Source organism: Streptomyces sp. NPDC098101, from assembly GCF_044760185.1.
GTDB lineage: Bacteria > Actinomycetota > Actinomycetes > Streptomycetales > Streptomycetaceae > Streptomyces.
Window position 1 is genome coordinate 1,285,189 of the sequence record NZ_JBIWAS010000001.1, and the last position, 21,718, is coordinate 1,306,906.

Annotated in this window: 22 protein-coding genes; 19 read left to right on the top strand and 3 right to left on the bottom strand. The window is 74.4% G+C overall.

The window, feature by feature from the left end:
- The first annotated feature begins 134 nt into the window (after positions 1-134).
- From ACIQVI_RS05225 to ACIQVI_RS05240, 4 genes are read left to right on the top strand one after another with little or no spacing between them, the layout of a single operon-like run.
- Positions 135-890 (top strand): amino acid ABC transporter ATP-binding protein, encoded by a 756-nt coding sequence (locus tag ACIQVI_RS05225; protein ID WP_403592270.1) that lies wholly within the window; start codon positions 135-137, stop codon positions 888-890.
- A gap of 40 nt (positions 891-930) precedes the next feature.
- Positions 931-1,779 carry a glutamate ABC transporter substrate-binding protein gene (locus ACIQVI_RS05230; RefSeq protein ID WP_383412095.1) on the top strand — a complete coding sequence of 283 codons (849 nt, stop codon included), beginning with the start codon at positions 931-933 and terminating at the stop codon, positions 1,777-1,779.
- 10 nt (positions 1,780-1,789) lie between these two features.
- Positions 1,790-2,455, top strand: coding sequence for an amino acid ABC transporter permease (locus tag ACIQVI_RS05235; RefSeq protein WP_403591246.1), 666 nt, complete (start codon positions 1,790-1,792; stop codon positions 2,453-2,455).
- The gene (locus ACIQVI_RS05240) at positions 2,452-3,393 is read left to right on the top strand and encodes an amino acid ABC transporter permease (protein ID WP_403591249.1); all 942 of its coding nucleotides are present in this window, start codon (positions 2,452-2,454) and stop codon (positions 3,391-3,393) included. The genes ACIQVI_RS05235 and ACIQVI_RS05240 overlap by 4 nt, the downstream gene beginning before the upstream one ends.
- Before the next feature lie 21 nt (positions 3,394-3,414).
- On the opposite strand, the gene ACIQVI_RS05245 is transcribed toward ACIQVI_RS05240, so the two are convergent.
- Positions 3,415-3,783: a hypothetical protein gene (locus tag ACIQVI_RS05245; protein WP_403591250.1), complete on the bottom strand. Its 369-nt coding sequence runs from the start codon at positions 3,781-3,783 to the stop codon at positions 3,415-3,417.
- Positions 3,784-3,915: 132 nt separating this feature from the next.
- Here ACIQVI_RS05245 and sigJ point away from each other — a divergent pair, with 132 nt between their 5' ends.
- From sigJ to ACIQVI_RS05290, 9 genes are all read left to right on the top strand, one after another.
- The gene (sigJ, locus tag ACIQVI_RS05250; protein WP_403591253.1) at positions 3,916-4,860 is read left to right on the top strand and encodes an RNA polymerase sigma factor SigJ; all 945 of its coding nucleotides are present in this window, start codon (positions 3,916-3,918) and stop codon (positions 4,858-4,860) included.
- A gap of 89 nt (positions 4,861-4,949) precedes the next feature.
- Positions 4,950-6,626, top strand: a complete 1,677-nt coding sequence (locus tag ACIQVI_RS05255) for a molybdopterin-dependent oxidoreductase (protein WP_403591256.1) — start codon at positions 4,950-4,952, stop codon at positions 6,624-6,626.
- Positions 6,627-6,699: 73 nt separating this feature from the next.
- The gene (locus tag ACIQVI_RS05260; RefSeq protein WP_403591259.1) at positions 6,700-8,796 is read left to right on the top strand and encodes an ATP-binding protein; all 2,097 of its coding nucleotides are present in this window, start codon (positions 6,700-6,702) and stop codon (positions 8,794-8,796) included.
- Positions 8,797-9,062: 266 nt separating this feature from the next.
- Positions 9,063-9,893, top strand: coding sequence for an ammonia-dependent NAD(+) synthetase (gene nadE / locus ACIQVI_RS05265; RefSeq protein ID WP_403591262.1), 831 nt, complete (start codon positions 9,063-9,065; stop codon positions 9,891-9,893).
- Between the two features lie 88 nt (positions 9,894-9,981).
- Entirely contained in the window at positions 9,982-10,368 is a 387-nt protein-coding gene (locus ACIQVI_RS05270) for a VOC family protein (protein ID WP_351971281.1), read from the top strand.
- 127 nt (positions 10,369-10,495) lie between these two features.
- Positions 10,496-11,176, top strand: coding sequence for an ABC transporter permease (locus ACIQVI_RS05275; protein ID WP_403591266.1), 681 nt, complete (start codon positions 10,496-10,498; stop codon positions 11,174-11,176).
- Positions 11,173-11,847 carry an ABC transporter permease gene (locus ACIQVI_RS05280; RefSeq protein ID WP_403591269.1) on the top strand — a complete coding sequence of 225 codons (675 nt, stop codon included), beginning with the start codon at positions 11,173-11,175 and terminating at the stop codon, positions 11,845-11,847. The genes ACIQVI_RS05275 and ACIQVI_RS05280 overlap by 4 nt, the downstream gene beginning before the upstream one ends.
- Positions 11,844-12,791 (top strand): ABC transporter substrate-binding protein, encoded by a 948-nt coding sequence (locus ACIQVI_RS05285; protein WP_351971278.1) that lies wholly within the window; start codon positions 11,844-11,846, stop codon positions 12,789-12,791. Before ACIQVI_RS05280 ends, ACIQVI_RS05285 begins: the two co-directional genes overlap by 4 nt.
- 177 nt (positions 12,792-12,968) lie before the next feature.
- The gene (locus ACIQVI_RS05290) at positions 12,969-14,081 is read left to right on the top strand and encodes a glycoside hydrolase family 5 protein (RefSeq protein WP_351971277.1); all 1,113 of its coding nucleotides are present in this window, start codon (positions 12,969-12,971) and stop codon (positions 14,079-14,081) included.
- Between the two features lie 72 nt (positions 14,082-14,153).
- Here the strand turns inward: ACIQVI_RS05290 and ACIQVI_RS05295 are convergent, their stop codons facing one another.
- The gene (locus tag ACIQVI_RS05295) at positions 14,154-14,813 is read right to left on the bottom strand and encodes a hypothetical protein (protein WP_403591272.1); all 660 of its coding nucleotides are present in this window, start codon (positions 14,811-14,813) and stop codon (positions 14,154-14,156) included.
- A gap of 161 nt (positions 14,814-14,974) precedes the next feature.
- On the opposite strand from ACIQVI_RS05295, the gene ACIQVI_RS05300 reads away from it, so the two are divergent.
- Together ACIQVI_RS05300 and ACIQVI_RS05305 are read left to right on the top strand one after the other, a co-directional pair.
- Entirely contained in the window at positions 14,975-15,907 is a 933-nt protein-coding gene (locus ACIQVI_RS05300; RefSeq protein ID WP_403591275.1) for an SIS domain-containing protein, read from the top strand.
- Complete coding sequence (locus ACIQVI_RS05305; protein WP_403591278.1) at positions 15,904-16,647, top strand: PIG-L deacetylase family protein; 744 nt, start codon at positions 15,904-15,906, stop codon at positions 16,645-16,647. Before ACIQVI_RS05300 ends, ACIQVI_RS05305 begins: the two co-directional genes overlap by 4 nt.
- Before the next feature lie 18 nt (positions 16,648-16,665).
- Here ACIQVI_RS05305 and ACIQVI_RS05310 read toward each other — a convergent pair whose 3' ends face one another.
- Positions 16,666-17,610, bottom strand: coding sequence for an NAD(P)/FAD-dependent oxidoreductase (locus ACIQVI_RS05310; protein ID WP_403591280.1), 945 nt, complete (start codon positions 17,608-17,610; stop codon positions 16,666-16,668).
- A 68-nt stretch (positions 17,611-17,678) separates the two neighbouring features.
- Here ACIQVI_RS05310 and ACIQVI_RS05315 point away from each other — a divergent pair, with 68 nt between their 5' ends.
- The 4 genes from ACIQVI_RS05315 (at position 17,679) to ACIQVI_RS05330 (ending at position 21,681) form a co-directional block, all read left to right on the top strand.
- Positions 17,679-18,266, top strand: coding sequence for a helix-turn-helix domain-containing protein (locus ACIQVI_RS05315; protein WP_403591283.1), 588 nt, complete (start codon positions 17,679-17,681; stop codon positions 18,264-18,266).
- 165 nt (positions 18,267-18,431) lie between these two features.
- Positions 18,432-19,400: an NADPH:quinone oxidoreductase family protein gene (locus tag ACIQVI_RS05320; RefSeq protein ID WP_403591286.1), complete on the top strand. Its 969-nt coding sequence runs from the start codon at positions 18,432-18,434 to the stop codon at positions 19,398-19,400.
- Entirely contained in the window at positions 19,397-20,599 is a 1,203-nt protein-coding gene (locus tag ACIQVI_RS05325; RefSeq protein WP_403591289.1) for an acyl-CoA dehydrogenase family protein, read from the top strand. Before ACIQVI_RS05320 ends, ACIQVI_RS05325 begins: the two co-directional genes overlap by 4 nt.
- On the top strand, positions 20,596-21,681 hold the full coding sequence (locus tag ACIQVI_RS05330; protein WP_403591292.1) for an acyl-CoA dehydrogenase family protein: 1,086 nt from the start codon (positions 20,596-20,598) through the stop codon (positions 21,679-21,681). Before ACIQVI_RS05325 ends, ACIQVI_RS05330 begins: the two co-directional genes overlap by 4 nt.
- Positions 21,682-21,718 lie beyond the last annotated feature (37 nt).

Here is a 21,718-nt window from a genome sequence, read left to right on the forward strand (position 1 = left end):
GTCCCCGCCCGGCGTGCGCGGGCCGGACGGAGGGCGGAGCATGAACGTGAGGAGGGGCCCCGGCGAGTGAGGGCGGTGCGACCCGGAACGGGGGGCGTGACCCGTAGGCGGGGGGCGTGACCCAGGAGGGTGCCGTGCCCGGCCCGGACGGCGGTGACGCGCTCGTGGTGCTGCGCGGGGTCGACAAGCACTTCGGCACCCTGCACGTCCTGCGCTCCGTCGACCTCACGGTCCACCGGGGCGAGGTCGTCGTGGTCGTCGGCCCCTCCGGCTCCGGGAAGTCCACGCTGTGCCGGGCGGTCAACCGCCTGGAGACCGTCGACGCGGGCGAGATCGTCGTCGACGGACGGCCCCTGCCGGCCGAGGGACGCGAACTGGCCGCCCTCAGGGCCGACGTCGGCATGGTCTTCCAGTCGTTCGACCTCTTCGCGCACAAGACCGTCCTCGGCAACGTCACCCTGGGACAGATCAAGGTCCGCAAGAAGGACCGGAAGACGGCCGAGGAACGGGCCCGCGAACTCCTCGACCGGGTCGGGGTCGCCTCGCAGGCGGACAAGTACCCGGCCCAGCTCTCCGGGGGCCAGCAGCAGCGCGTGGCCATCGCCCGCGCCCTCGCCATGGATCCGAAGGTGATGCTCTTCGACGAGCCGACCTCCGCGCTCGACCCCGAGATGATCAACGAGGTCCTGGAGGTCATGCGGCAACTCGCCCGGGACGGCATGACGATGGTGGTCGTCACCCACGAGATGGGTTTCGCCCGCTCCGCCGCCCACCGGGTCGTCTTCATGGCCGACGGGAGCATCGTCGAGGCGACGACCCCCGAGGAGTTCTTCACCGCACCGCGCAGCGACCGCGCCAAGGACTTCCTCTCCAAGATCCTCCACCACTGAGCAAGCACCGGGCCGAGACCCGGCCGAAAGACCCCCTGGGGTGATCCTCATGAACCCGCTCAGGACCGGCAGGTCCCTCACGGCCGCCGCCGCGGCCGTCGTCCTCTCCCTCACCTCCGCCGGATTCGCGAACGCCGCCGTCCCCCGCGACCACGGGGAGGACGAGATCACCGTCGGCATCAAGTTCGACCAGCCCGGCGTCGGCCTGAAGACCCCCGACGGCACGTACACCGGCTTCGACGTCGACGTGGCGACCTACGTCGCCAAGGAGCTCGGCCACGACCCGTCGACCATCGTGTGGAAGGAGGCCAAGAGCGCCGACCGCGAGACCCTGCTCCAGCGCGGCGACGTGGACTTCATCGCGGCCTCGTACTCGATCAACGACGAACGGGCGCAGAAGGTCGACTTCGCCGGCCCCTACCTCCTCGCCCACCAGGACGTCCTGATCCGCGCCGACGACGACTCGATCAAGCAGCCGTCCGACCTGAACGACAAGAAGCTCTGCTCGGTCACCGGATCCACCTCCGCGCAGAACGTCAAGACGAAGCTCGCCCCCGACGCCCAGCTCCAGGAGTACGGCGGCTACTCCGAGTGCCTGACCGGCCTGGAGAACGGCGTCATCGACGCCGTCACCACCGACGACTCGATCCTCGCCGGGTACGCCTCGCAGAGCGAGTTCAAGGACAAGTTCAAGCTCGGCGGCTTCAAGATGAGCAACGAGAACTACGGCATCGGCGTCCAGAAGGGCAGCGACCTCAAGGACAGGATCAACACGGCCCTGGAGAAGATGGTCGCCGACGGCTCCTGGGACGCGGCGGTGAAGAAGAACTTCGGCCCGGCCGGATACCAGAACGAACCCGCACCGAAGATCGGCGTCGTCGTGAAGTGAGCGGCCCGCCGTGTTCGACTTCCTCCAGGGGTACGACCTGCTCGGAGCCTTCTGGGTGACGGTGCAGCTCACCGTCTACTCCGCGATCGGCTCCCTGGTCTGGGGGACGCTGCTCGCCGCCATGCGGGTCGGCCCCGTCCCCCTCATGCGGGGCTTCGGCACCGTCTACGTCAACGTCGTCCGCAACATCCCGCTCACCGTCATCATCGTCTTCACCTCGCTCGGCCTCTTCCAGACCCTCGGGGTCGACATGGGCGCCGAACGGTTCACCACCATCAACTTCCGCCTCGCCGTCCTCGGACTCACCGCCTACACCAGCGCGTTCGTCTGCGAGGCGCTCCGCTCCGGCATCAACACCGTCCCCCTCGGACAGGTCGAGGCCGCCCGCGCCATCGGCCTGAACTTCCCCCAGGTCCTGCGGCTCGTCGTGCTCCCGCAGGCCTTCCGCTCCGTCGTCGGCCCCCTCGCCAACGTCCTCATCGCCCTCACCAAGAACACCACCGTGGCCGCCGCCATCGGCGTCGCCGAAGCCGCCCTGCTGATGCGGGAGATGATCGAGAACGAGGCCCAGCTCATCCTGATCTCCGCGATCTTCGCCGTCGGCTTCCTCTGCCTCACCCTGCCCACCGGCCTGTTCCTCGGCTGGGTGGCCAAGAAGGTGGCGGTGCGACGATGAGCGCCCGGAGCGGGCGGAGAAGGCCGCGGAAGGACACCCCCACCGTCCTCTACGACGTCCCCGGGCCGCTCGCCCGGCGGCGCAACCTCCTGTGGACCCTGCTCTTCCTGGTCGCGCTCGCCGCCGTCGCGGGGTGGGTGGTCGCGAGCCTCGCCGACAAGAACCAGCTCGCCTGGTCCAAGTGGGCGCCCTTCTTCACGGACGCCCGCGTCTGGGAGACGTACCTCCTGCCCGGCCTGAAGAACACCGTGATCGCCGCCGCCCTCTCCATGGTGATCGCCCTGCCCCTCGGCGCCCTCCTCGGCGTCTCCCGCCTCTCCGACCACCGTGCCGTGCGCGGCGCGGCCGGCACCGTCGTCGAGTTCTTCCGGGCGATCCCCGTCCTCATCCTGATGCTCTTCGCGAACGCCGCCTACTCCGAGTTCACCGACATCAGCCCGGACACCCGCCCCCTGTACGCCGTCGTCACCGGCCTCGTCCTCTACAACGCCTCCGTCCTCGCGGAGGTCGTCCGCGCCGGCATCCTCTCCCTGCCCGCGGGACAGACCGACGCGGCCCGGGCCATCGGAATGCGCAAGGGCCAGACCATGGCGTACGTCCTCCTGCCGCAGTCGGTCACCGCCATGCTGCCCGCCCTGGTCAGCCAGCTCGTCGTCATCGTCAAGGACACCGCGCTCGGCGGCGCGATGCTCGGCTTCTCCGAACTCCTCGCCTCGGTCCGCCCGGCGAGCGCCAACTACGGGGCCAACACGATCGCCTGCTTCACCGTCGTCGCCGTGATCTTCGTGCTCCTCAACTTCGCGCTCACCGCCTTCGCCTCCCGCCTCGAAGGCCGCCTGCGGCGCGGCAAGCGGTCCACGGGCGCGGTCGTCGGGGCGGACGCGGTGGAGGAACTGGCCGTACCGGGCGAGCACGGGGACCGCCCGGGGAAACCCTGACGCGGCGGGCGGCCCGGGACCTCAGCGCCGGGCGAGGGCCAGCACGCTCAGACCGAACATCAGGACGCCCAGCGGGACGTGGACCGCCGGGACGTGCGCGATGCCGACCACCACCTGGACCGAGGCGAGGACGAGGAAGCCCGACGCGTGCCACACGGGCCGGAGCGAACCGCCGCCCGGCTTCCACGCCAGCACCGCCGCGAGCACGTACAGCATCGACGCCCCGTACATCACCCGGGCCCCGACGTCGTGCAGTGTTCCCCCGGCCGACGAGGTCAGCAGCAGCCCGGCGGAGACAGCCTGGAGGAAGAGCGTCAGGGTCTGCAGGACGATCGCGGTCCTCAGGAAGGAGAAGCCGCGCTCCGCGTGTGCCGTCACCTGGGTGGCCATGTCACAGTCCCCTTTTCCGCCCCGGGCTTCCCGCCCCCGGGCAGTGGATCGATAAGGTCTCACCTGTTCGACGACGCGGGCCCGCGAAAGGTAAGGCGGGGCCGCGGAAGACGGGGCGGGGGCGGCCTGAACATGGGAACTGCCGGAATCGGCACGGACGGCACGGCCGGTGAGCGGGGCCGGCTGATCAACGTCGCCTACCGGCTGCTCGGTTCGGCGACCGAGGCCGAGGACGCCGTACAGGACGCCTACGCGCGCTGGTACGGGCTGTCGAGCAGCCGGCGGGAGGAGATCCTGTCCCCGGGGGCCTGGCTGACGACGGTGACCGGCCGCATCTGCCTGGACCTGCTCGGCTCGGCACGGGCCCGCCGCGAACGCTACGTCGGCGCCTGGCTCCCCGAGCCGCTGCCCGACCGCGCCGAGTGGGACCGCGCGGGGTCCCCGGACGGCCCCGGGGACCCCGCCGACCGGATCGTCCTGGACGAGTCGGTGGCCATGGCCTTCCTCGTCGTCCTGGAGTCGATGACGCCCGCCGAGCGGGTGGCGTTCGTCCTGCACGACGTCTTCCGATACCCGTTCGCCGAGATCGCGGGCGTCCTCGGCCGGACCCCCGCCGCCTGCAAACAACTGGCCTCCTCCGCCCGGCGGCGGGTGGACACCGCGTCCGGCCCGGTGCCGGCGACCGGCCGGCCCGACGTGGTCAGGCGCGTCAAGGAGGCGTGGGAGAGCAAGGACGTCCCGGCCCTCGTCGGCCTCCTCGACCCGGACGCCGTGATGACCGCCGACGGCGGCGGCATGGTCGGCACCGTCCTGCGCCCGGTCGAGGGCGGTGCGCGCATCGCCCAGTACATGGTCGCCATCGCCGACAGGGCCCCCGGGCTCGAACTCCTGGAGCGGTCGGTCAACGGCGCGCCCGGCCTGGTGGCCCGGCGCGACGGCGTCGTCGCGACCGTGGCCGCGTTCGACGTCGCCGGCGGGCGCGTCGCCCGGATCTGGGTGGTCCGCAACCCGGAGAAGCTGCGGCCGTGGGTGGGGGACTTCCCCGACGCCCCTCAGGGCCCGCCCCGTCACGGCTGACGGGCCGGGGTCCCTCCCCGGGGTGAAGGGACCCCGAGGACACCCCGAAAGCACCCATCCGCGAGGCGATCCGTGGCGAAGTACTCAGCATGAACGCCACCAGGGACACGCTCCGGCCCGTCCGCGAAGCCACCCGCACCGACCGTCTCCTCGCCGCGCTCGGCGGCCTCGTCGCCGCGTACGTCTCCCTGGCCGTCGCGGACCTCGTCGCCTCCCGGGTGCGGCCCGAGGCGAGCCCCGTCGTGGCCGTCGGCGGCGCCGTCGTCGACCGGACCCCGGCGGTCCTCAAGGACTGGGCGATCCGGACCTTCGGCGAGGACGACAAGGCCGTCCTCCAGCTCGGCATCCTGCTCCTCCTCGCGCTCCTCGCCGTCGGGATCGGTCTGCTCGCGCTGCGCCGCCGCGTCCTCGGCTCGGCGGCGGTCGGCGCCTTCGGCGTCCTCGGGGCGCTCGCCGCCGTCACCCGCCCGGACTCGGAGTCCGCCGTCGACGCCGTCCCCTCCCTCGTCGGAGCCGCCGCGGGGGCGCTCCTCCTGTACGTCCTCATGGGCCGCCTCCTCGCCCCGCGACCGGGTGCGGTGATTGAGACCGGTGTTGGGAGCGGGGTCGGGAGCGCGCCCGATGCCGGGAGCGAGGGTGTGCCCGGGGCCGGGACCCGGGCCGCCCGCGCGGACCGCAGGAGCTTTCTCCTCGTGGCCGCGACCACCGGCCTCGCCGCGACCGGCGCCGCCGCCCTCGGCCGGGCCGCCGGCTCGCCCGCCGAGGAGAACGCGGCCGCCTCCCGGGCGGCCCTGCGCCTGCCCCGGCCGGCGTCCCCGGCGCCGCCCCTCCCCGCCGGGGCCCGGCTCGCCGTCCCCGGCATCAGCCCCTTCACCACCCCCAACCGGGACTTCTACCGGGTCGACACCGCGCTCGTCGTCCCCAAGGTGAACGCGGACCGCTGGCGCCTGCGCCTCCACGGCGCGGGCGTCCGCGAGGAGCTGACCCTCACCCTGCGGGACCTCATGGCCCGGCGGACGGTCGAGCGGGACATCACCCTGGCCTGCGTCTCCAACGAGGTCGGCGGCCCGTACGTCGGCAACGCCCGCTGGCTCGGCGTCCCCCTCGCCGAGCTGCTGCGCGAGGCCGGGGTCCGGCCGCCCTCCGAGGGCGGACCCGCCGACCAACTGGTGGCCCGCTCCGTCGACGGCATGACCATCGGCACCCCCGTCGAGGACGTCATGGACGGCCGCGACGCCCTCCTCGCCTTCGGCATGAACGGCGAACCCCTCCCCTTCGAGCACGGCTTCCCCGTCCGCATGGTCGTCCCCGGCCTCTTCGGCTACGTCTCCGCCTGCAAGTGGATCGAGTCGATCGAGCTCACCACCTTCGACGCCTACGACGCCTACTGGGTCCCGCGCGGCTGGGCCGCCGAGGCCCCCGTGAAGACCCAGTCCCGCATCGACACCCCCCGCCCCTTCGGCCGCCCCGCCGCCGGAACCGTCATGGTCGCCGGGGTCGCCTGGGCCCAGCACCGGGGCATCCGCCGGGTCGAGGTGCGGGTCGACGACGGCCCCTGGCAGGAGGCGCGCCTCGCCGCCGAGGACACCCGCGACACCTGGCGCCAGTGGACGTACCCCTGGACGGCCACGCCCGGCCGCCACACCCTCACCGTCCGCGCCACCGACGGCACCGGCGCCACCCAGCCCGAGCGGCGCACCAAGACCATGCCCGACGGCGCCCAGGGGTGGCACTCGGTCGTCGTGACCGTCGAGGGCGGGGCATAGGCACGCGTGGTCGTGGGCGCCCGTGGCCGTAGGTGCGTAACGAAGCCGCCGCGCTCACCCGTTCGGGGGATGGATGAGGGACACTGCTTCCGTGCGTGGACATCTGCCGGACGAGAACCCCGGTTTCGTGGGGCGCCGCACGGAACTGGAGCGCGTCTCCGCCGCGTTGGCGGAGCACCGCCTCGTCACCGTGACCGGCGTCGGGGGAGTCGGGAAGACCCGGCTCGCGCTGCGCGCCGCACACCGGGCCGCCGAGCGGTACCCGGACGGGGCCTGGTGGACCGACCTCGGCCAGCTCGACGGCGAGCGGCTCCTCGTCGCCCTCGTCGCCGACTCCGTGGACCTCGCCGACCACACCCCCGGCACGTCCGCCGCCGGCCTCTGCCGCCGCCTCGCCGACGACCGGCTGCTGCTCGTCCTGGACTCCTGCGAGCACCTGGCCGAGCCCTGCGCCCGGCTCGTCGCCGAACTCCTCGCCGCCGCCCCCGGCCTCACCGTCCTGGCCACCAGCCGCCGCCCCCTCGGCGTCGCGGGGGAGGAGACGATCGCCCTCGACCCGCTGCCGCCCGCCGGACCGGACGCCCTGGCCCTGCTCCGCCGGGCCGCCGGGGAGGACTTCCCCGCCGCCGGGCCCGCCGGGGAGATCTGCGTACGCCTGGAGGGCATCCCGCTCGCCCTCGAACTCGCCGCCGCCCAGATCCGCCTCCAGGGCGCCGAAGCCGTGCGCGACCAGCTCGGCTCCCGCCTCGACGCCCCGCCCGGCGCCCGCTTCGACCTGCTCGCCCACACCGAGCGCGTCTGGCCCGGCCGCCACCAGACCCTGCGCGCCGCCATCGGCTGGAGCCACGAGCTGAGCACCCCGCTCGAACGCCTCCTCTGGGCCCGGCTCTCCGTCTTCCGGGGCCCCTTCGACCTCGCGTCCGCGACCGCCGTGTGCGGCGGCGGCCCGCTGGACCGCGCGACCCTGCCGGAGGCGCTCGACGGCCTCGTCCGCTCCTCCGTGGTCCGCCCGCCCGACGCCGCCGGGCGCCACCGGATGCTCGACACGATCCGCGAGTACGGGGCGACCTGGCTGGACCGCACCGGCGAGGCCGGAACCGTCGCCGACCGGCACGCCGCCCACTTCCGGGGCCTGGCCCGCCGGGCCGAGACCGAGTGGCACGGCGCCCGCCAGCTCCGCTGGTACCGGACCGTCGACGCCCACCACACCGATCTGCGCACCGCCCTCGACCGGCTGCTGCGCACCGACCCCGACGCGGCCCTCGACCTGGTCGGCTCCGTCGCCTTCGCCTGGTCCTGCCGGGGCCGCCTCCGCGAGGCCCGCGACGGCCTCGAACAGGCCCTGGTCCTCAGCGAGGCGCGCGGCCGCGTCCGGGCCCGCGCCCTGTGGGCCCTCGGCGTCACCCTGGTGCTCCAGGGCGAGTTCGGCCCCGCCCAGGACGTCAGCGAGCGGTGCGCCCGCGAGGCCCGGCACGCCGAATACGCCGAGCCCGCCGGGACCGCGACCGGCCGCGACCGGCCCGGCGACCTCACCCTCGACGCCGCCGCCCTCGCCGGACTCCTCGCCCTCACCACCGGCCGCCCGACGGCCGCCGACGTCGTCGTGGGCCACGTCCTCGACGCCGCCCGCGGCGGCCCCGCCGACTCCGCCGCCCGGCTCCGCTGCCACCTCGTGCGGGTCTTCGCCCTCACCGGCCTGGGCCGGCTCGCGGAGGCCCGGGAGCGGGCGCTCCGCCTGCGCGCCCTGTGCGAGGAGCTCGACGAGCACTGGACCCGCACCGCCTTGGAGTACCAGCTCGCCCTCACCGGCCTCCTGGAGGGCGACCCGGCCGCCGCCTCCGTGCACGCCCGCGCCATGCTCGAAGGCACCCGCCGCCTCGGCGCGAGCCTCGGCGTCGCCCTCGGCCTCGACGTCCTGGCCACCGCCCTCGCGGCGGCCGGCGAGGGCGAGCGCGCCGCGGACGTCTCCGGCACCGGGGAGGCGTACTGGCGCTCCACCGGCCAGCCCCGGCGCGGCCTGCCCGGCCTGCGGGCCCTGCACGAGAAGTACACGGACACGGTCCGCGCCTCGATCGGCGAGCCCGCCTACGAGGAGATCTTCCTCCGCGCCCTCACCGGCCTCCCGCAGGACGGCCTCGACCGCGCACTGCGCGGCCCCGGGCACGCCTGACGCGTCGCGCACCCGGCGGACCCTGAGCACCCGGCGCACCCGGGCACCCGCGCCACGGGACCGGCACGCGCCACGGGACCGGCGCGCGGCACCGGCCGCCACCGCCGCGCGTACCGCCCGACCTGCCGGAACGCACCGGGACGGTGCGGGGCGACGGCACGCCGCGCCGGTGCGTAGAGTCGGCCCTGTACGAGCAGTGCGAGCCGTACGCGCGGACGAGCGCCACGGCCCGTACGAGCGAACGACCCCCGACGAGGAGACCTCACGTGACCGACCCGGCGTCCACCGCCCTCCAGCAGCAGATCGCCCGGGACCTCCAGGTGTCCGAAACCTTCGACCCGGCGGTGGAGATCGAGCGCCGGGTGGCCTTCCTCACCGAGCGGCTCACCTCCACCGGACTGCGCGCGCTGGTGCTCGGCATCAGCGGCGGCGTCGACTCCACCACCGCGGGCCGGCTCTGCCAGCTCGCCGTGGAGCGCGCCCGCGCCGCCGGCCACGACGCCGTGTTCTACGCGATGCGCCTGCCCTACGGCGTCCAGGCCGACGAGAAGGACGCGCAGACCGCCCTCGACTTCATCCGCCCCGACAAGGTCCTCACCGTGGACGTGAAGGCGGCGAGCGACGCGGCCCTGGAGGCCTGCCTCGCCGGTGACGTCGCCTTCCGCGACGCCCACCACCAGGACTTCGTCCAGGGCAACATCAAGGCCCGTCAGCGGATGATCGCCCAGTACGCGGTCGCCGGTGCCCACGACGGCCTCGTCGTCGGCACCGACCACGCGGCCGAGGCCGTCTCCGGCTTCTTCACCAAGTTCGGCGACGGCGCCGCCGACGTCGTCCCGCTGACCGGTCTGACCAAGCGGCGCGTCCGCGCGGTCGCCGCCGAGCTGGGCGCCCCGGACAACCTGGTGCGGAAGGTCCCCACGGCCGACCTGGAGACCCTCGACCCGGGCAAGCCCGACGAGGACGCGCTCGGCGTCACGTACGACGAGATCGACGACTTCCTGGAGGGCAAGCCGGTCGGCGAGGCCGCCTTCGACGCGATCGTCCGCCGCTACGAGCTCACCGAGCACAAGCGGCAGCTGCCGATCGCGCCCTGAGCGGAGCGGCGGACTCCGCTCCGGCGGCGGATCCTGGAAGGGGGCCTCGCCGGAGGCCCCCGGAACGGACTCCGGAAGGGAGTGCGCCATGTTCGGCGAGACCTCGGCGTTCAGCGGCTTCTCGGTCGACGACCTCGACGCCGCCCGGCGGTTCTACGGCGAGACCCTCGGCCTGGAGGTGGAGGAATCGGGACCGGAGGGCATGGAGATGCTCCTCCTCACCCTGGCGGGCGGCGCGCGCGTCCTCGTCTACCCCAAGGAGGACCACGCCCCCGCCTCCTTCACGATCCTCAACTTCCGGGTCGACGACATCGAGCGGGCCGTCGACGAGCTGACGGGGCGGGGCGTCGCCCTGGAGCGCTACCCCGGCTTCGACGCCGACGACAAGGGCATCGTGCGCGGCGGGGGCGGCCCGGCCGTCGCCTGGTTCACGGACCCGGCGGGCAACGTCCTGTCCGTCCTCCAGGAGTCCTGACCGCCCGGCCGCCCCGGACGGGGCCCTCCGGCGCGTCCCGCGCCCCGGCGCCGGACCCCCGCCCCTCCGTGGCCCGAACGGGCCCGGCCGGGGTGCGCCCGGCACCCGTACCGCCTCGAATGGGAGCGTGACCGCGCCGCCCGACGACTGCCTCGCCCGCAACGAGTGGATCTGCGGCGCCTACCTCTCCTCCCGCCGGGAGATCCTCGCCGACGCCGTCGTCCAGCACCTCCAGCTGACCGGCGCCTCCGTCGCCCTCGCCCTCCTGATCGCCCTGCCCCTGGCGATCGCCGCCCGCCGCCTGCGCTGGGTCGCGGCCCCCGTCCTCGGGATCACCACGCTCCTCTACACGATCCCGGCGCTCGCGATGTTCTCGCTGCTCCTGCCCCTGTACGGACTCTCCGCCGCCCTCGTCGTGGCCGGTCTCGTCCTGTACTCGCTCACGCTCCTCGTCCGGAACCTCCTCGCCGGGCTCCGGGCCGTCCCCGAGGAGACCCGGCGGGCCGCGCGCGGCCTCGGTTACGGGCCGCTGCGGCTCCTCCTCGCCGTCGAGCTGCCCCTCGCCCTGCCCGCCGCCATGGCCGGGCTGCGCCTCGCCACCGTCTCCGCCGTCTCCCTGGTCACCATCGGCGCGATCGTCGGCCACGGCGGCCTCGGCAACCTCGTCTACGCCGGGATGAACACCTACTTCAAGGCCCAGGTCCTCACCGCCTCCGTCCTCTGCGTGGTCATCGCCGTCGCCGCCGACCTGCTCCTCCTCGGCGCGCAGCGGCTGCTCACCCCCTGGACCCGGGCGCGGTCCGCGTGAACACCGTCTCCGCCGCCTGGTCCTGGCTCACCACCGCCGCCCACTGGTCCGGCGAGAACGGCGTCTGGCACCGGCTCGGCGAGCACGTCTTCCTCACCGTCGTCTGCCTCGCCCTGAGCTGCGCGATCGCCCTCCCCACGGCCCTGGTCCTCGGACACCTCGGCAGGGGCGGCGGACTCGCGATGAACCTCGCCAACGCCGGCCGGGCCGTCCCCACCTTCGCCGTCCTCGTCCTGCTCCTGCTCAGCCCGCTCGGCCCGTACGGCGAGTGGCCGACGATCATCGCCCTCGTCCTGTTCGCCGTGCCCCCGCTGCTCACCAACGCGTACGTCGGGATGCGGGGCGTCGACCCCGACGTCGTACGGGCCGCCCGGGGCACGGGCATGACGGGCGGCCAGGTCCTCGCCCGGGTCGAACTGCCCCTCGCGCTGCCGATGGTCCTCACCGGCGTGCGGATCGCCGCCGTCCAGCTGGTCGCCACCGCCACCGTGGCCGCGCTCGCGGGCGGCGGCGGGCTCGGCCGGATCATCACCGCCGGCTTCAACCTCGCCTCCACCCCGCAGGTCGTCGCCGGGGCCTGCCTGGTCGCGGCGCTCGCCCTCCTGGTGGAGGGGGTCTTCGAGGGCGTCCGGCGGCTGATCCCCGCCGGGATCCGGGGGAGCGGCGCGTGAGGGCGTCCCGGCCCGTCGCCCTCGGCCTCCTCGCGGCGCTCTGCGCGGGCTGCGCGGCGGGCCCGTCCCTGGAGGACCGGGACGCCGTCACCGGACGTCCCGACGACGGCCGCCGGCTGACCGTCGGCTCGGCCGGATTCACCGAGAGCGACCTGCTCGCCCGGATGTACGCCCTGCTGCTCGAAGACGCCGGACACCGCACGAAGATCCTCACCGTCACCAACCGCGAGCTGTACGAACCGGCCCTGGAGAACGGGCAGATCGACGTCGTGCCGGAGTACGCGGCGACCTTCGCCGACTGGCTGAACGCCAAGGCCAACGGGCCGGACGCGCCGGCCGTCGGCTCGCCCGACCCGGCCGCCACCATGACGGCGCTCCGGGCCCTCGCCGGGCCGCGCGGCCTGACCGTCCTCGACCCCGGCCGGGCCGTCGACCAGAACGCCTTCGCCGTCACCGCCGCCTTCGCCGCCGAGCACCGCCTGAAGACCCTCAGCGACCTCGGCGCCACCGGCCTCCCCGTCCGCCTCGCGGCCGGTGACGAATGCGTCCGGCGGCCGTACTGCGCCCCCGGCCTGCGGGAGGTGTACGGCATCGACGTGACCGCCGTCGACCCCAAGGGCGTCGGTACGACCCAGGCGAAGCAGGCCGTCCGGAGCGGCCGGGACCAGCTGGTCCTGACCACGACCACCGACGCCACCCTCGACGACTTCGGGCTCGTGCTGCTCGCCGACGACAAGCGCCTGCAGAACGCCGACCTCGTCGTGCCCGTGGTCAACCGGGCGCGCGCCGGGAGCGAGGGCGTCGTCCGCGCGCTCGACCTGCTCAACACCGTCCTGACCACCGCCGACCTGGCGAACCTCAACGAGCAGGTGGACAGCTGGCGCCGTCTGCCGGAGGACGTGGCGCGCAACTACCTGGTGCGGAAGGGCCTCTTGGCGGACTGACGCCACGGGGCTCCTCCGACCGGCCCGTTTCCAGCCCGCTGAACAGCGTCTCCCGTCGTGACCCTTGCGGGGCGGTCCCGGGCCCTGCTATTCATCCGTTAGGAAGGTTTCCTTCCAGTCCCGGAGGCGTCAACCCTCCGGGTCCCTAACCCCGTTCGCCGTTCCGTGGAGACCCCCATGACGTCCGCACGAACCGTACGAACCGCACGCACCGCACGCCCCCGCGCACGCCGCCTCGGCATCGCCGGCACCGCCCTCGGCACCCTGCTCCTCGGCCTCGCCGCAGCCCCCTCGGCCGTGAACGCCGCCCCCGCCCCCACCCCCGCCGCTCCGTCCAAGGCGGCCGCCACCACCCCGGCCGCCGTCAACGGACAGCTCAAGGTCTGCGGCACCAAGCTCTGCAACCGGTACGGCAAGCCGATCCAGCTCCGGGGCATGTCCTCGCACGGCACCCAGTGGTACTCCCAGTGTCTGACGGGCGGTTCGCTCGACGCCCTCGCCAAGGACTGGAAGGCCGACGTCCTGCGCGTCTCCACGTACGTCCAGGAGGACGGTTACGAGACCGACCCGCGCAAGTACACCGACCTCGCCCACTCGCTCATCGAGCAGGCCACCGCGCGCGGCATGTACGTGATCGTCGACTGGCACATGCTCGACCCGGGCGACCCCCACCACAACCTCTCCCGCGCCAAGACCTTCTTCACCGAGATCGCCAAGCGCCACAACAGCAAGACCAACCTGCTGTACGAGATCGCCAACGAGCCCAGCGGCGTGTCCTGGTCCCGGATCAAGAGCTACGCCGAGCAGCTCATCCCCGTCGTCCGCGCCCAGGACCCCGAGACCCCGGTCCTCGTCGGCACGCGCGCGTGGTCCTCGTTCGGCGTCTCGGAGGGCGCGACCGAGTCCGAGGTCGTCTCCCAGCCGGTGAACGCGGCCAACATCATGTACACCTTCCACTTCTACGCGTACTCGCACCGGGACGAGTACCTGAAGACCCTCTCCCGCGCCGCCGACAAGCTGCCCGTCTTCGTCACCGAGTTCGGCACCCAGAACTACGCGGGCGAGGGCTCCAACGACTTCACGATGACGCAGAAGTACCTCGACCTGATGGCCGCCAAGAAGATCAGCTGGGTCAACTGGAACTTCTCCGACGACGAGCGCAGCGGCGCGGTCTTCAAGACCGGCACCTGCGGCAAGGGCGGCCCCTGGACCGGCACCGGGTCGCTCAAGCCCGCCGGCGTCTGGGTCCGTGACCGGATCAGGACGGCGGACGACTTCCCGACCTCCTGACCCGGCGCGGCACCGGCCGCTCCACCCCCGCCGACCGCCGGCCCCCGGCCGGGGACGAGGCCCGAACGCCGCTCACGGATACCCGATCTCCGCGACGTCCCCGGCCAGGTCCGCGAGGGCGACCTCCGGGTTCAGCGAGGAGACGAGGTCCTGGCTCAGCGGCTCCAGGGCGTACACCGCGCGCACCGCCCCCAGGTCGACGGGGACCTCGTAGTACTCCTCGGCGAAGCGCCGGAAGGCCTCCGGCGAGGGGTCGAGCAGGAGCGGGAACAGGGTCGTCGCGCCGTCGGGGTCCTCGTGGCCGGCGGGGAAGTCGATCGTGCCGTGGTGCCACCGGTCGTCCGTGGGGCCCCGCCACAGACAGACCGTCACCACCGGCACGCCGTCCTCGTCGGTGAACGCGGGCTCCCCGACGAAGCGCCGGAAGGCCTCCGGGACGTCGTCGAGGACTCCCGGCCAGGGTTCGCCGTCGTTGCCGTACGGGCTCATCGGCGCTTCGTGGGCGAAGCCGCGCACGTAGACCCCGGTCGCGGAGAACACGAGGGAGTACTCGTCCCCCGAACCGTCGCGCATGGAGGCCGCCTCCTCGCCCTCGGCCCAGCCGGTGTCGAAGGAGTGGTGGCGGCCCTCCCAGTTCGGGCTCAGGATCGCGTCGAGCATCGCCAGTGAACGGCACAGGTTCCGCAGGTCGGCGGGTGAGGGGAGCATGAGGGCCACGTCATGGACAGTCATGGGGGGCATTCAAGCGGAGGCCTCCGACAACGCGGTCTCCGCCGCCGGCCGCGCGCAAAAGTCCAAGCGGTGGACCCCCCTTGCACATGGTGCGTCCCCGGCGCGCGCCGGTAGAACTCGCGACAGGGCCCCGAGGCCCCCCGCGAGGAGAGGACCCGGACATGAGCACCCACGTCGGCGCGGAGATCGCCGGACAGCCCGACTGCTGGCGCCGGGCCGCGGAGGACGCCGTGCGGTACGCCGGTCTGCTGCCGGACCGGGGCGAGCGCGTCGCGGTCGTCGGCTGCGGTACCTCGTACTTCATGGCCCGCGCCTACGCGGCCCTGCGCGAGTCCCTCGGCGCGGGGGAGACCGACGCCTTCCCCGCCTCCGACGCGACCCCGCTCGGGCGCGGCTACGACCGGATCGTGGCCCTCACCCGCTCCGGCACCACCACCGAGGTCGTGGACCTCCTGGCCCACGCCGCCGGACGCGTCCCCGCGCTCGTCCTCACCGGCGCCCCCGACAGCCCCGCCGGGCGGCTCGCCGACCGCGTCCTCGACCTCGGCTTCGCCGACGAACGCTCCGTCCTCCAGACCCGGTTCGCCACCACCGCCCTCCAGCTCCTGCGCGCCGGACTCGGCGTGGACCTCGGCCCGGCGATCGCGGACGCCGAACTCGTCCTGTACGAGCGGCTGCCCGCCGCCTGGGAGCGGCGCGGCCAGTTCACCTTCCTCGGCACCGGCTGGACGGTCGGGCTCGCCGACGACGCCGCCCTCAAACTGCGCGAGGCGGCCCGCGCCTGGACGGAGTCGTACGCGGCGATGGAGTACCGCCACGGCCCGATCAGCATCAGCGACCGCTCCAGCCTCGTCTGGTGCCTCGGCCCCGCCCCCTCCGGCCTCCGCGACGAAGTCGAGTCCACCGGCGCGCTGTTCGCCGCCGACGCCATCGACCCCGTCGCCGCCCTCGTCCGCGCCCAGCGGCTCGCGGTCGCCCTCGCCGACCGGCGCGGCCTCAACCCCGACCGGCCCCGGCACGTCTCGCGGTCGGTGATCCTCGCCGGTGCGTTCCGCCCGACCGGCCCGGAGGCGGCCCGTATCCTGCGGTCATGACCGGAAACGACCTCGCCGAGCTGCCCGGCGACTGGCGGCGCGCCCTCGCCGTCGTCGCCCACCCGGACGACCTGGAGTACGGCTGCGCGGCCGCCGTCGCCGGCTGGACGGACGCCGGGAAGGAGGTCGTCTACGTCCTCGCCACCCGCGGCGAGGCCGGCATCGACTCCCTCGCCCCGGACGTCTGCGGCCCCCTGCGCGAGCGCGAACAGCGCGACAGCGCCGCCGTCGTCGGCGTGGAAGCCGTCGAGTTCCTCGACCACCGGGACGGCGTGGTCGAGTACGGCACCGGGCTGCGCCGCGACATCGCGGCCGCGATCCGCCGCCACCGCCCCGAACTCGTCGTCACCCTCAACCACCGCGACACCTGGGGCAGCGGCCCCGGCGCCCCGTGGAACACCCCCGACCACCTGGCCGTCGGCCGCGCCGTCCTGGACGCGGCCGCCGACGCCGGGAACCGCTGGATCTTCCCCGAGCTGGAGGAACGGGGCCTGGAGCCGTGGGACGGCGTCCGCTGGGTCGCCGTCGCCGCCTCCAGCACCCCCACCCACGCCGTCGACGCGGGCCCCGGCCTGGAGCGCGCGGTCCGCTCGCTCCTCTGCCACCGCACCTACATCGAGGCCCTGACGGACCAGGACCCGGAGGAGTACGTCCGCTCCTTCCTCGCCGAGACGACCGGGCAGGCGGCCGACCGCTTCGGCGGCCGCCCCGCCGTCACCTTCGAGCTGTTCCCCCGCTGACGGGTGGGGGCCGCCGTCTCAGGCGCCCTCCACCGCCGCCTCCAGGTCGCCGAACAGCAGCTCGGTGTTGATCGCGACGCCCGCCCGGTAGCCCAGGCCCACCGCGTTGACCACCTGCTCCTGCGGGCCGGTCACGTTCCCCGCCGCCCACACCCCGGGCACGCTGGTGCGGCCCGTCGCGTCCACCGCGACGAACTCCCCGAACGGCGTCTCGTCCAGCTTCGCCCCGAGCTGCCGCAGCACCCCGTCCCGGGCCGCGAGGCGGTTCGCCCCGACGAAGACCACCTCGCGCGGCACGAACCGCCCGTCGGCGAGCCGGACCCCGGTCAGCCGGTCGTCCTCCACCGCGAGCCCGGCGACCTCGCCGGTCACGACCTCCACCCCGGCCGCGTCGAGCAGCGCCGCCTCCCGCTCGGAGAGCCCGGCGGCGGTGTGCAGGAAGAGCGTCACGTCCGACGACCAGTGGGAGACCATCAGCGCCTGGTGCGCGGGCATCTCCGGGTGGGCGATCACGCCGAACGCCCGGTCGCGCACCTCCCAGCCGTGGCAGTACGGGCAGTGCAGCACGTCCCGGCCCCACCGCCCGGCCACCCCGTCGATCTCCGGCAGCTCGTCGACGAGCCCGGTCGTCACCACGAGCCGCCGCGTCCCGACCTCCGTGCCGTCCGCGAGCGTCACGGTGAAGCCGTCCCGCCCGTCCGGCGCCGCGCCCGTCACCCGGCCGGCCCGCCACTCCACCCCGTACGCGGCGATCTCCTCCCGGCCCGCCGCCAGGTACGCGGCGGGGCTCATGCCGTCCCGGGAGAGGACGCCCTGCATGTGGGGCGTGGGGGCGTTGCGGGGCTCGCCCGCGTCGACCACCAGGGTCCGCCGCCGGGACCTGCCCAGGACCAGCGCCGCGCTGAGCCCGGCCGCGCCGCCGCCGACGACCACCACCTCGTACTGCTCCGTGTGTGCGTTCATGGGATCGAGGCTCACTCCGACCCTGCCGTACGAGCAAGGTAACTTGCCGTTTCTGCAACACTGGGTCCATGACCGAAGACGACCGCATCGACGCCGTCCTGAACGAGGTCGGCCCCCGCCTCCGCCGCGTCCGCCGGAGCCGCGGGGTGACCCTGGCCGAGCTCTCCGCCGCCACCGGCATCTCCGTGAGCACCCTCTCCCGGCTGGAATCCGGGCAGCGCAGACCCAGCCTCGAACTGCTCCTGCCGCTCGCCCGCGCCCATCAGGTCCCGCTCGACGAACTGGTCGGCGCGCCGCCCGTGGGCGACCCCCGCGTCAAGGCCAAGCCGATCGTGCGGCACGGGCGCACGATGTACCCGCTGACCCGGCAGCCCGGCGGCCTCCAGGCGTACAAGGTGATCCAGGAGAAGCCCTACGAGTGCCCGGAGCCCCGGGTGCACGAGGGGTACGAGTGGCTGTACGTGCTCTCCGGCCGGCTCCGGCTCCACCTCGGCGGGCGCGAGGTCGTCCTGACGGCGGGGGAGGCGGCCGAGTTCGACACGCGCGTCCCGCACTGGTTCGGGCCGACCGCCGAGGGGCCGGTGGAGTTCCTGAGCCTGTTCGGGCCGCAGGGGGAGCGGATGCACGTCAGGGCCCGGCCCGAGAAGTCGGGCTGATCCGTACCCGAGAGGCGGGCTGACCCGCGCCCGGGGAACCGGGCCGATCCGCCTCCCTCCGAGGAGTCCGCCGAACCGTCACCGAGAAGTCCGGCCGGCCTGTTCCCCGGATGCAAGCGACCGCTTAGTATGCAACCGACCGCACGGTACGGAGGAGGCTCCCGGATGCAGGCATGGCGTGTGTACGAGAACGGCGAACCCGACGCGGTGATGCGCCGCGAAGAGGTGGAACCGCCCGTCCCCGGCGAGGGCCAGGTCCTCCTGAAGGTCCGCGCCGCGAACGTCAACTTCCCCGACGCGCTGCTCTGCCGCGGCCACTACCAGGTGCGCCCCCCGCTGCCCTTCACCCCCGGCGTCGAGATCTGCGCCGAGACCGAGGACGGCCGCCGGGTCATCGCCACCACCGCCCTCCCGCACGGCGGCTTCGCCGACCACGCCCTCGCCGACGCCGCCGGACTGCTCCCGGCCCCCGAGGCCCTCGACGACGCCGAGGCCGCCGCGCTCCACATCGGCTACCAGACCGGCTGGTTCGGCCTGCACCGCCGCGCCGCCCTGAAGGAGGGCGAGACCCTCCTCGTCCACGCGGCGGCGGGCGGCGTCGGCAGCGCGGCCGTCCAGCTCGGCAAGGCGGCCGGCGCCACCGTCATCGGCGTCGTCGGCGGCCCCGAGAAGGCCGCCGTCGCCCGCGACCTCGGCTGCGACCTGGTGATCGACCGGCGCTCCGAGGACGTCGTCGCCGCCGTCAAGGAGGCGACCGGCGGCCGGGGCGCCGACGTGATCTACGACCCGGTCGGCGGCGACGCCTACCGGCAGTCCGCGAAGTGCGTCGCCTTCGAGGGCCGGATCGTGGTCGTCGGCTTCGCCAGCGGCACCGTCCCCACGCCCGCCCTCAACCACGCCCTGGTCAAGAACTACTCGGTCCTCGGCCTCCACTGGGGCCTCTACGCGGCGAAGGACCCCGCCTCGATCGGCCGCTGCCACGAGATCCTCACCGCCTACGCCGCCAAGGGCCTGATCAAGCCGCTCGTCGCGGAGCGCGTCCCCTTCGCGGGCGCGGCCGACGCCGTCCGGCGCGTCGCCGACGGCACCACCACCGGCCGCCTGGTCGTCCTCCCGGAAGGAGCCGAGGCGTGACCCGCACGACCCCGGGGGCGGTCGACGCCGACGCGCTCCGGGCGCTCACCCGGAAGCTCCTCGCCGACCACCCGCCCGCCACCACCGACCGCACCGACTTCCTGCGCGCCCGCTTCGACGCCGGACTCGCCTGGGTCCACTACCCCGCCGGCCTCGGCGGACTCGACGCGCCCCGCGCCCTCCAGGCGGTCGTCGACGCCGAACTCGCCGCCGCGGGCGCCCCCGACAACGACCCGCGCCGGATCGGCATCGGCCTCGGCATGGCCGCCCCCACCCTCCTCGCCCACGGCTCCGACGAGGTCAAGCGCCGCTTCCTGAAGCCGCTGTGGGTCGGCGAGGAGGTGTGGTGCCAGCTCTTCAGCGAGCCCGGCGCGGGATCCGACCTCGCCGCCCTCGGCACCCGGGCCGTCCGGGACGGCGACCACTGGGTGGTCGACGGGCAGAAGGTGTGGACCTCCAGCGCCCACCTCGCCCGCTGGGCCATCCTCATCGCCCGCACCGACCCGGACGCCCCCAAGCACCGGGGCATCACCTACTTCGTCTGCGACATGACCGACCCCGGCGTGGAGGTCAGGCCGCTGCGCCAGATCACCGGCGAGGCCGAGTTCAACGAGGTCTTCCTCACCGGCGTCCGCATCCCCGACGCCCACCGCCTCGGCGAGCCCGGCGACGGCTGGCGGGTCGCCCAAACCACCCTGATGAACGAGCGGGTCTCCATCGGCGGCGCCCGGATCCCCCGCGAGGGCGGCATGATCGGGAAGGTCGCCGCCACCTGGCGCGAGCGCCCCGAACTGCGCACCCACGACCTGCACCGGCGCCTCCTCGGCCTCTGGGTCGACGCGGAGGTCGCCCGGCTCACCGGCGAACGCCTCCGCCAGCAGCTCGTCGCGGGCCGGCCCGGCCCCGAGGGCAGCGCCACGAAGCTCGGCTTCGCCCGGCTCAACCAGGCCCTCAGCGGCCTGGAGGTCGAACTCCTCGGCGACGAGGGCCTGCTGTACGGGGAGTGGGCCATGACCCGCCCCGAACTGGTCGACTTCACCGGCCGCGACGCCGGCTACCGCTATCTGCGCTCCAAGGGCAACTCGATCGAGGGCGGCACCAGCGAGGTGCTCCTCAACATCGTCGCCGAGCGGGTCCTCGGCCTGCCCTCCGAGCCCCGCAACGACAAGGACGTCCCCTGGAAGGACCTCGCGCGATGACGGACCGACTGGACCTCCTCTACTCCGACACCGAGGACGACCTGCGGGCGGCCGTCCGCGCCCTGCTCGCCGACCGGGCCGGCCACACGGTCCTCCTCGGCCGGATCGAGACGGACACCCCGTACGTCCCCGGCCTCTGGAAGTCCCTCGCGGCCGACATCGGCGCCGCCGGACTTCTCGTCCCCGAGAAGCTCGGCGGCCAGGGCGCGAGCCACCGCGAGGCCGCCGTCGTCCTGGAGGAGCTGGGCCGCGCGGTCACCCCGCTGCCGTACCTCACGAGCGCGGTGGTGGCCACCGAGACCCTGCTCGCCCTCGCGGCGGAGAGCGCCCCGGCGGCCGAACTGCTCGCCGCCGTCGCGGGCGGCGGCACGGTCGCGGTCCTCGCCGCACCCCTGTCGACGGCGCCGGACGCGGAGCCGCCGCACGGCCCCGCCGTGCCCGCCGTGGCCGACGCCCCCGCCGCCGACGTCCTCCTCGTCCCGCGCGCCGACGGCCTGTACGCCGTACCGGCGGGCGAGGCGACGGTCGAGCCGCAGACCCCGCTCGACCTCACCCGCCCGCTCGCCCGGGTCACCGCGGAACCCGGCACCGGCACCCGGCTCGCCGGCCCGGACGTGACCCGCGCGGCCGTCCGCCGCGGCCTCCTCGCGGGCGCCGGACTGCTCGCCTCCGAGCAGCTCGGCCTGGCCGAGCGGTGCCTGGAGGACACCGTCCGGTACACCCGCGAGCGCCACCAGTTCAACCGGCCCGTCGGCTCCTTCCAGGCCCTGAAGCACCGCATGGCCCGGCTCTGGCTGGACGTCGTCGGCGCCAGGGCGGTCGCCCGCGCCGCCGCCGACGCCCTCGCCCGGGGCGCCGAGGACGCCCCGCTCACCGTGGCCGTCGCCCAGGCGTACTGCTCCGAGGTCGCGGTCCGCGCCGCCGAGGAGTGCGTCCAGCTGCACGGCGGGATCGGGATGACCTGGGAGCACCCCGCCCACCTGGCCCTGAAGCGGGCCAAGGCCGACCAGATCGCGTTCGGCCCGGCGGGCCGCCACCAGGACACGATCGCCGCCCTGGCGGACCTCCCCGCACCCGTGTAAGGGGCCGTCTGTCCGTACCCCTTATACATACTGTTTA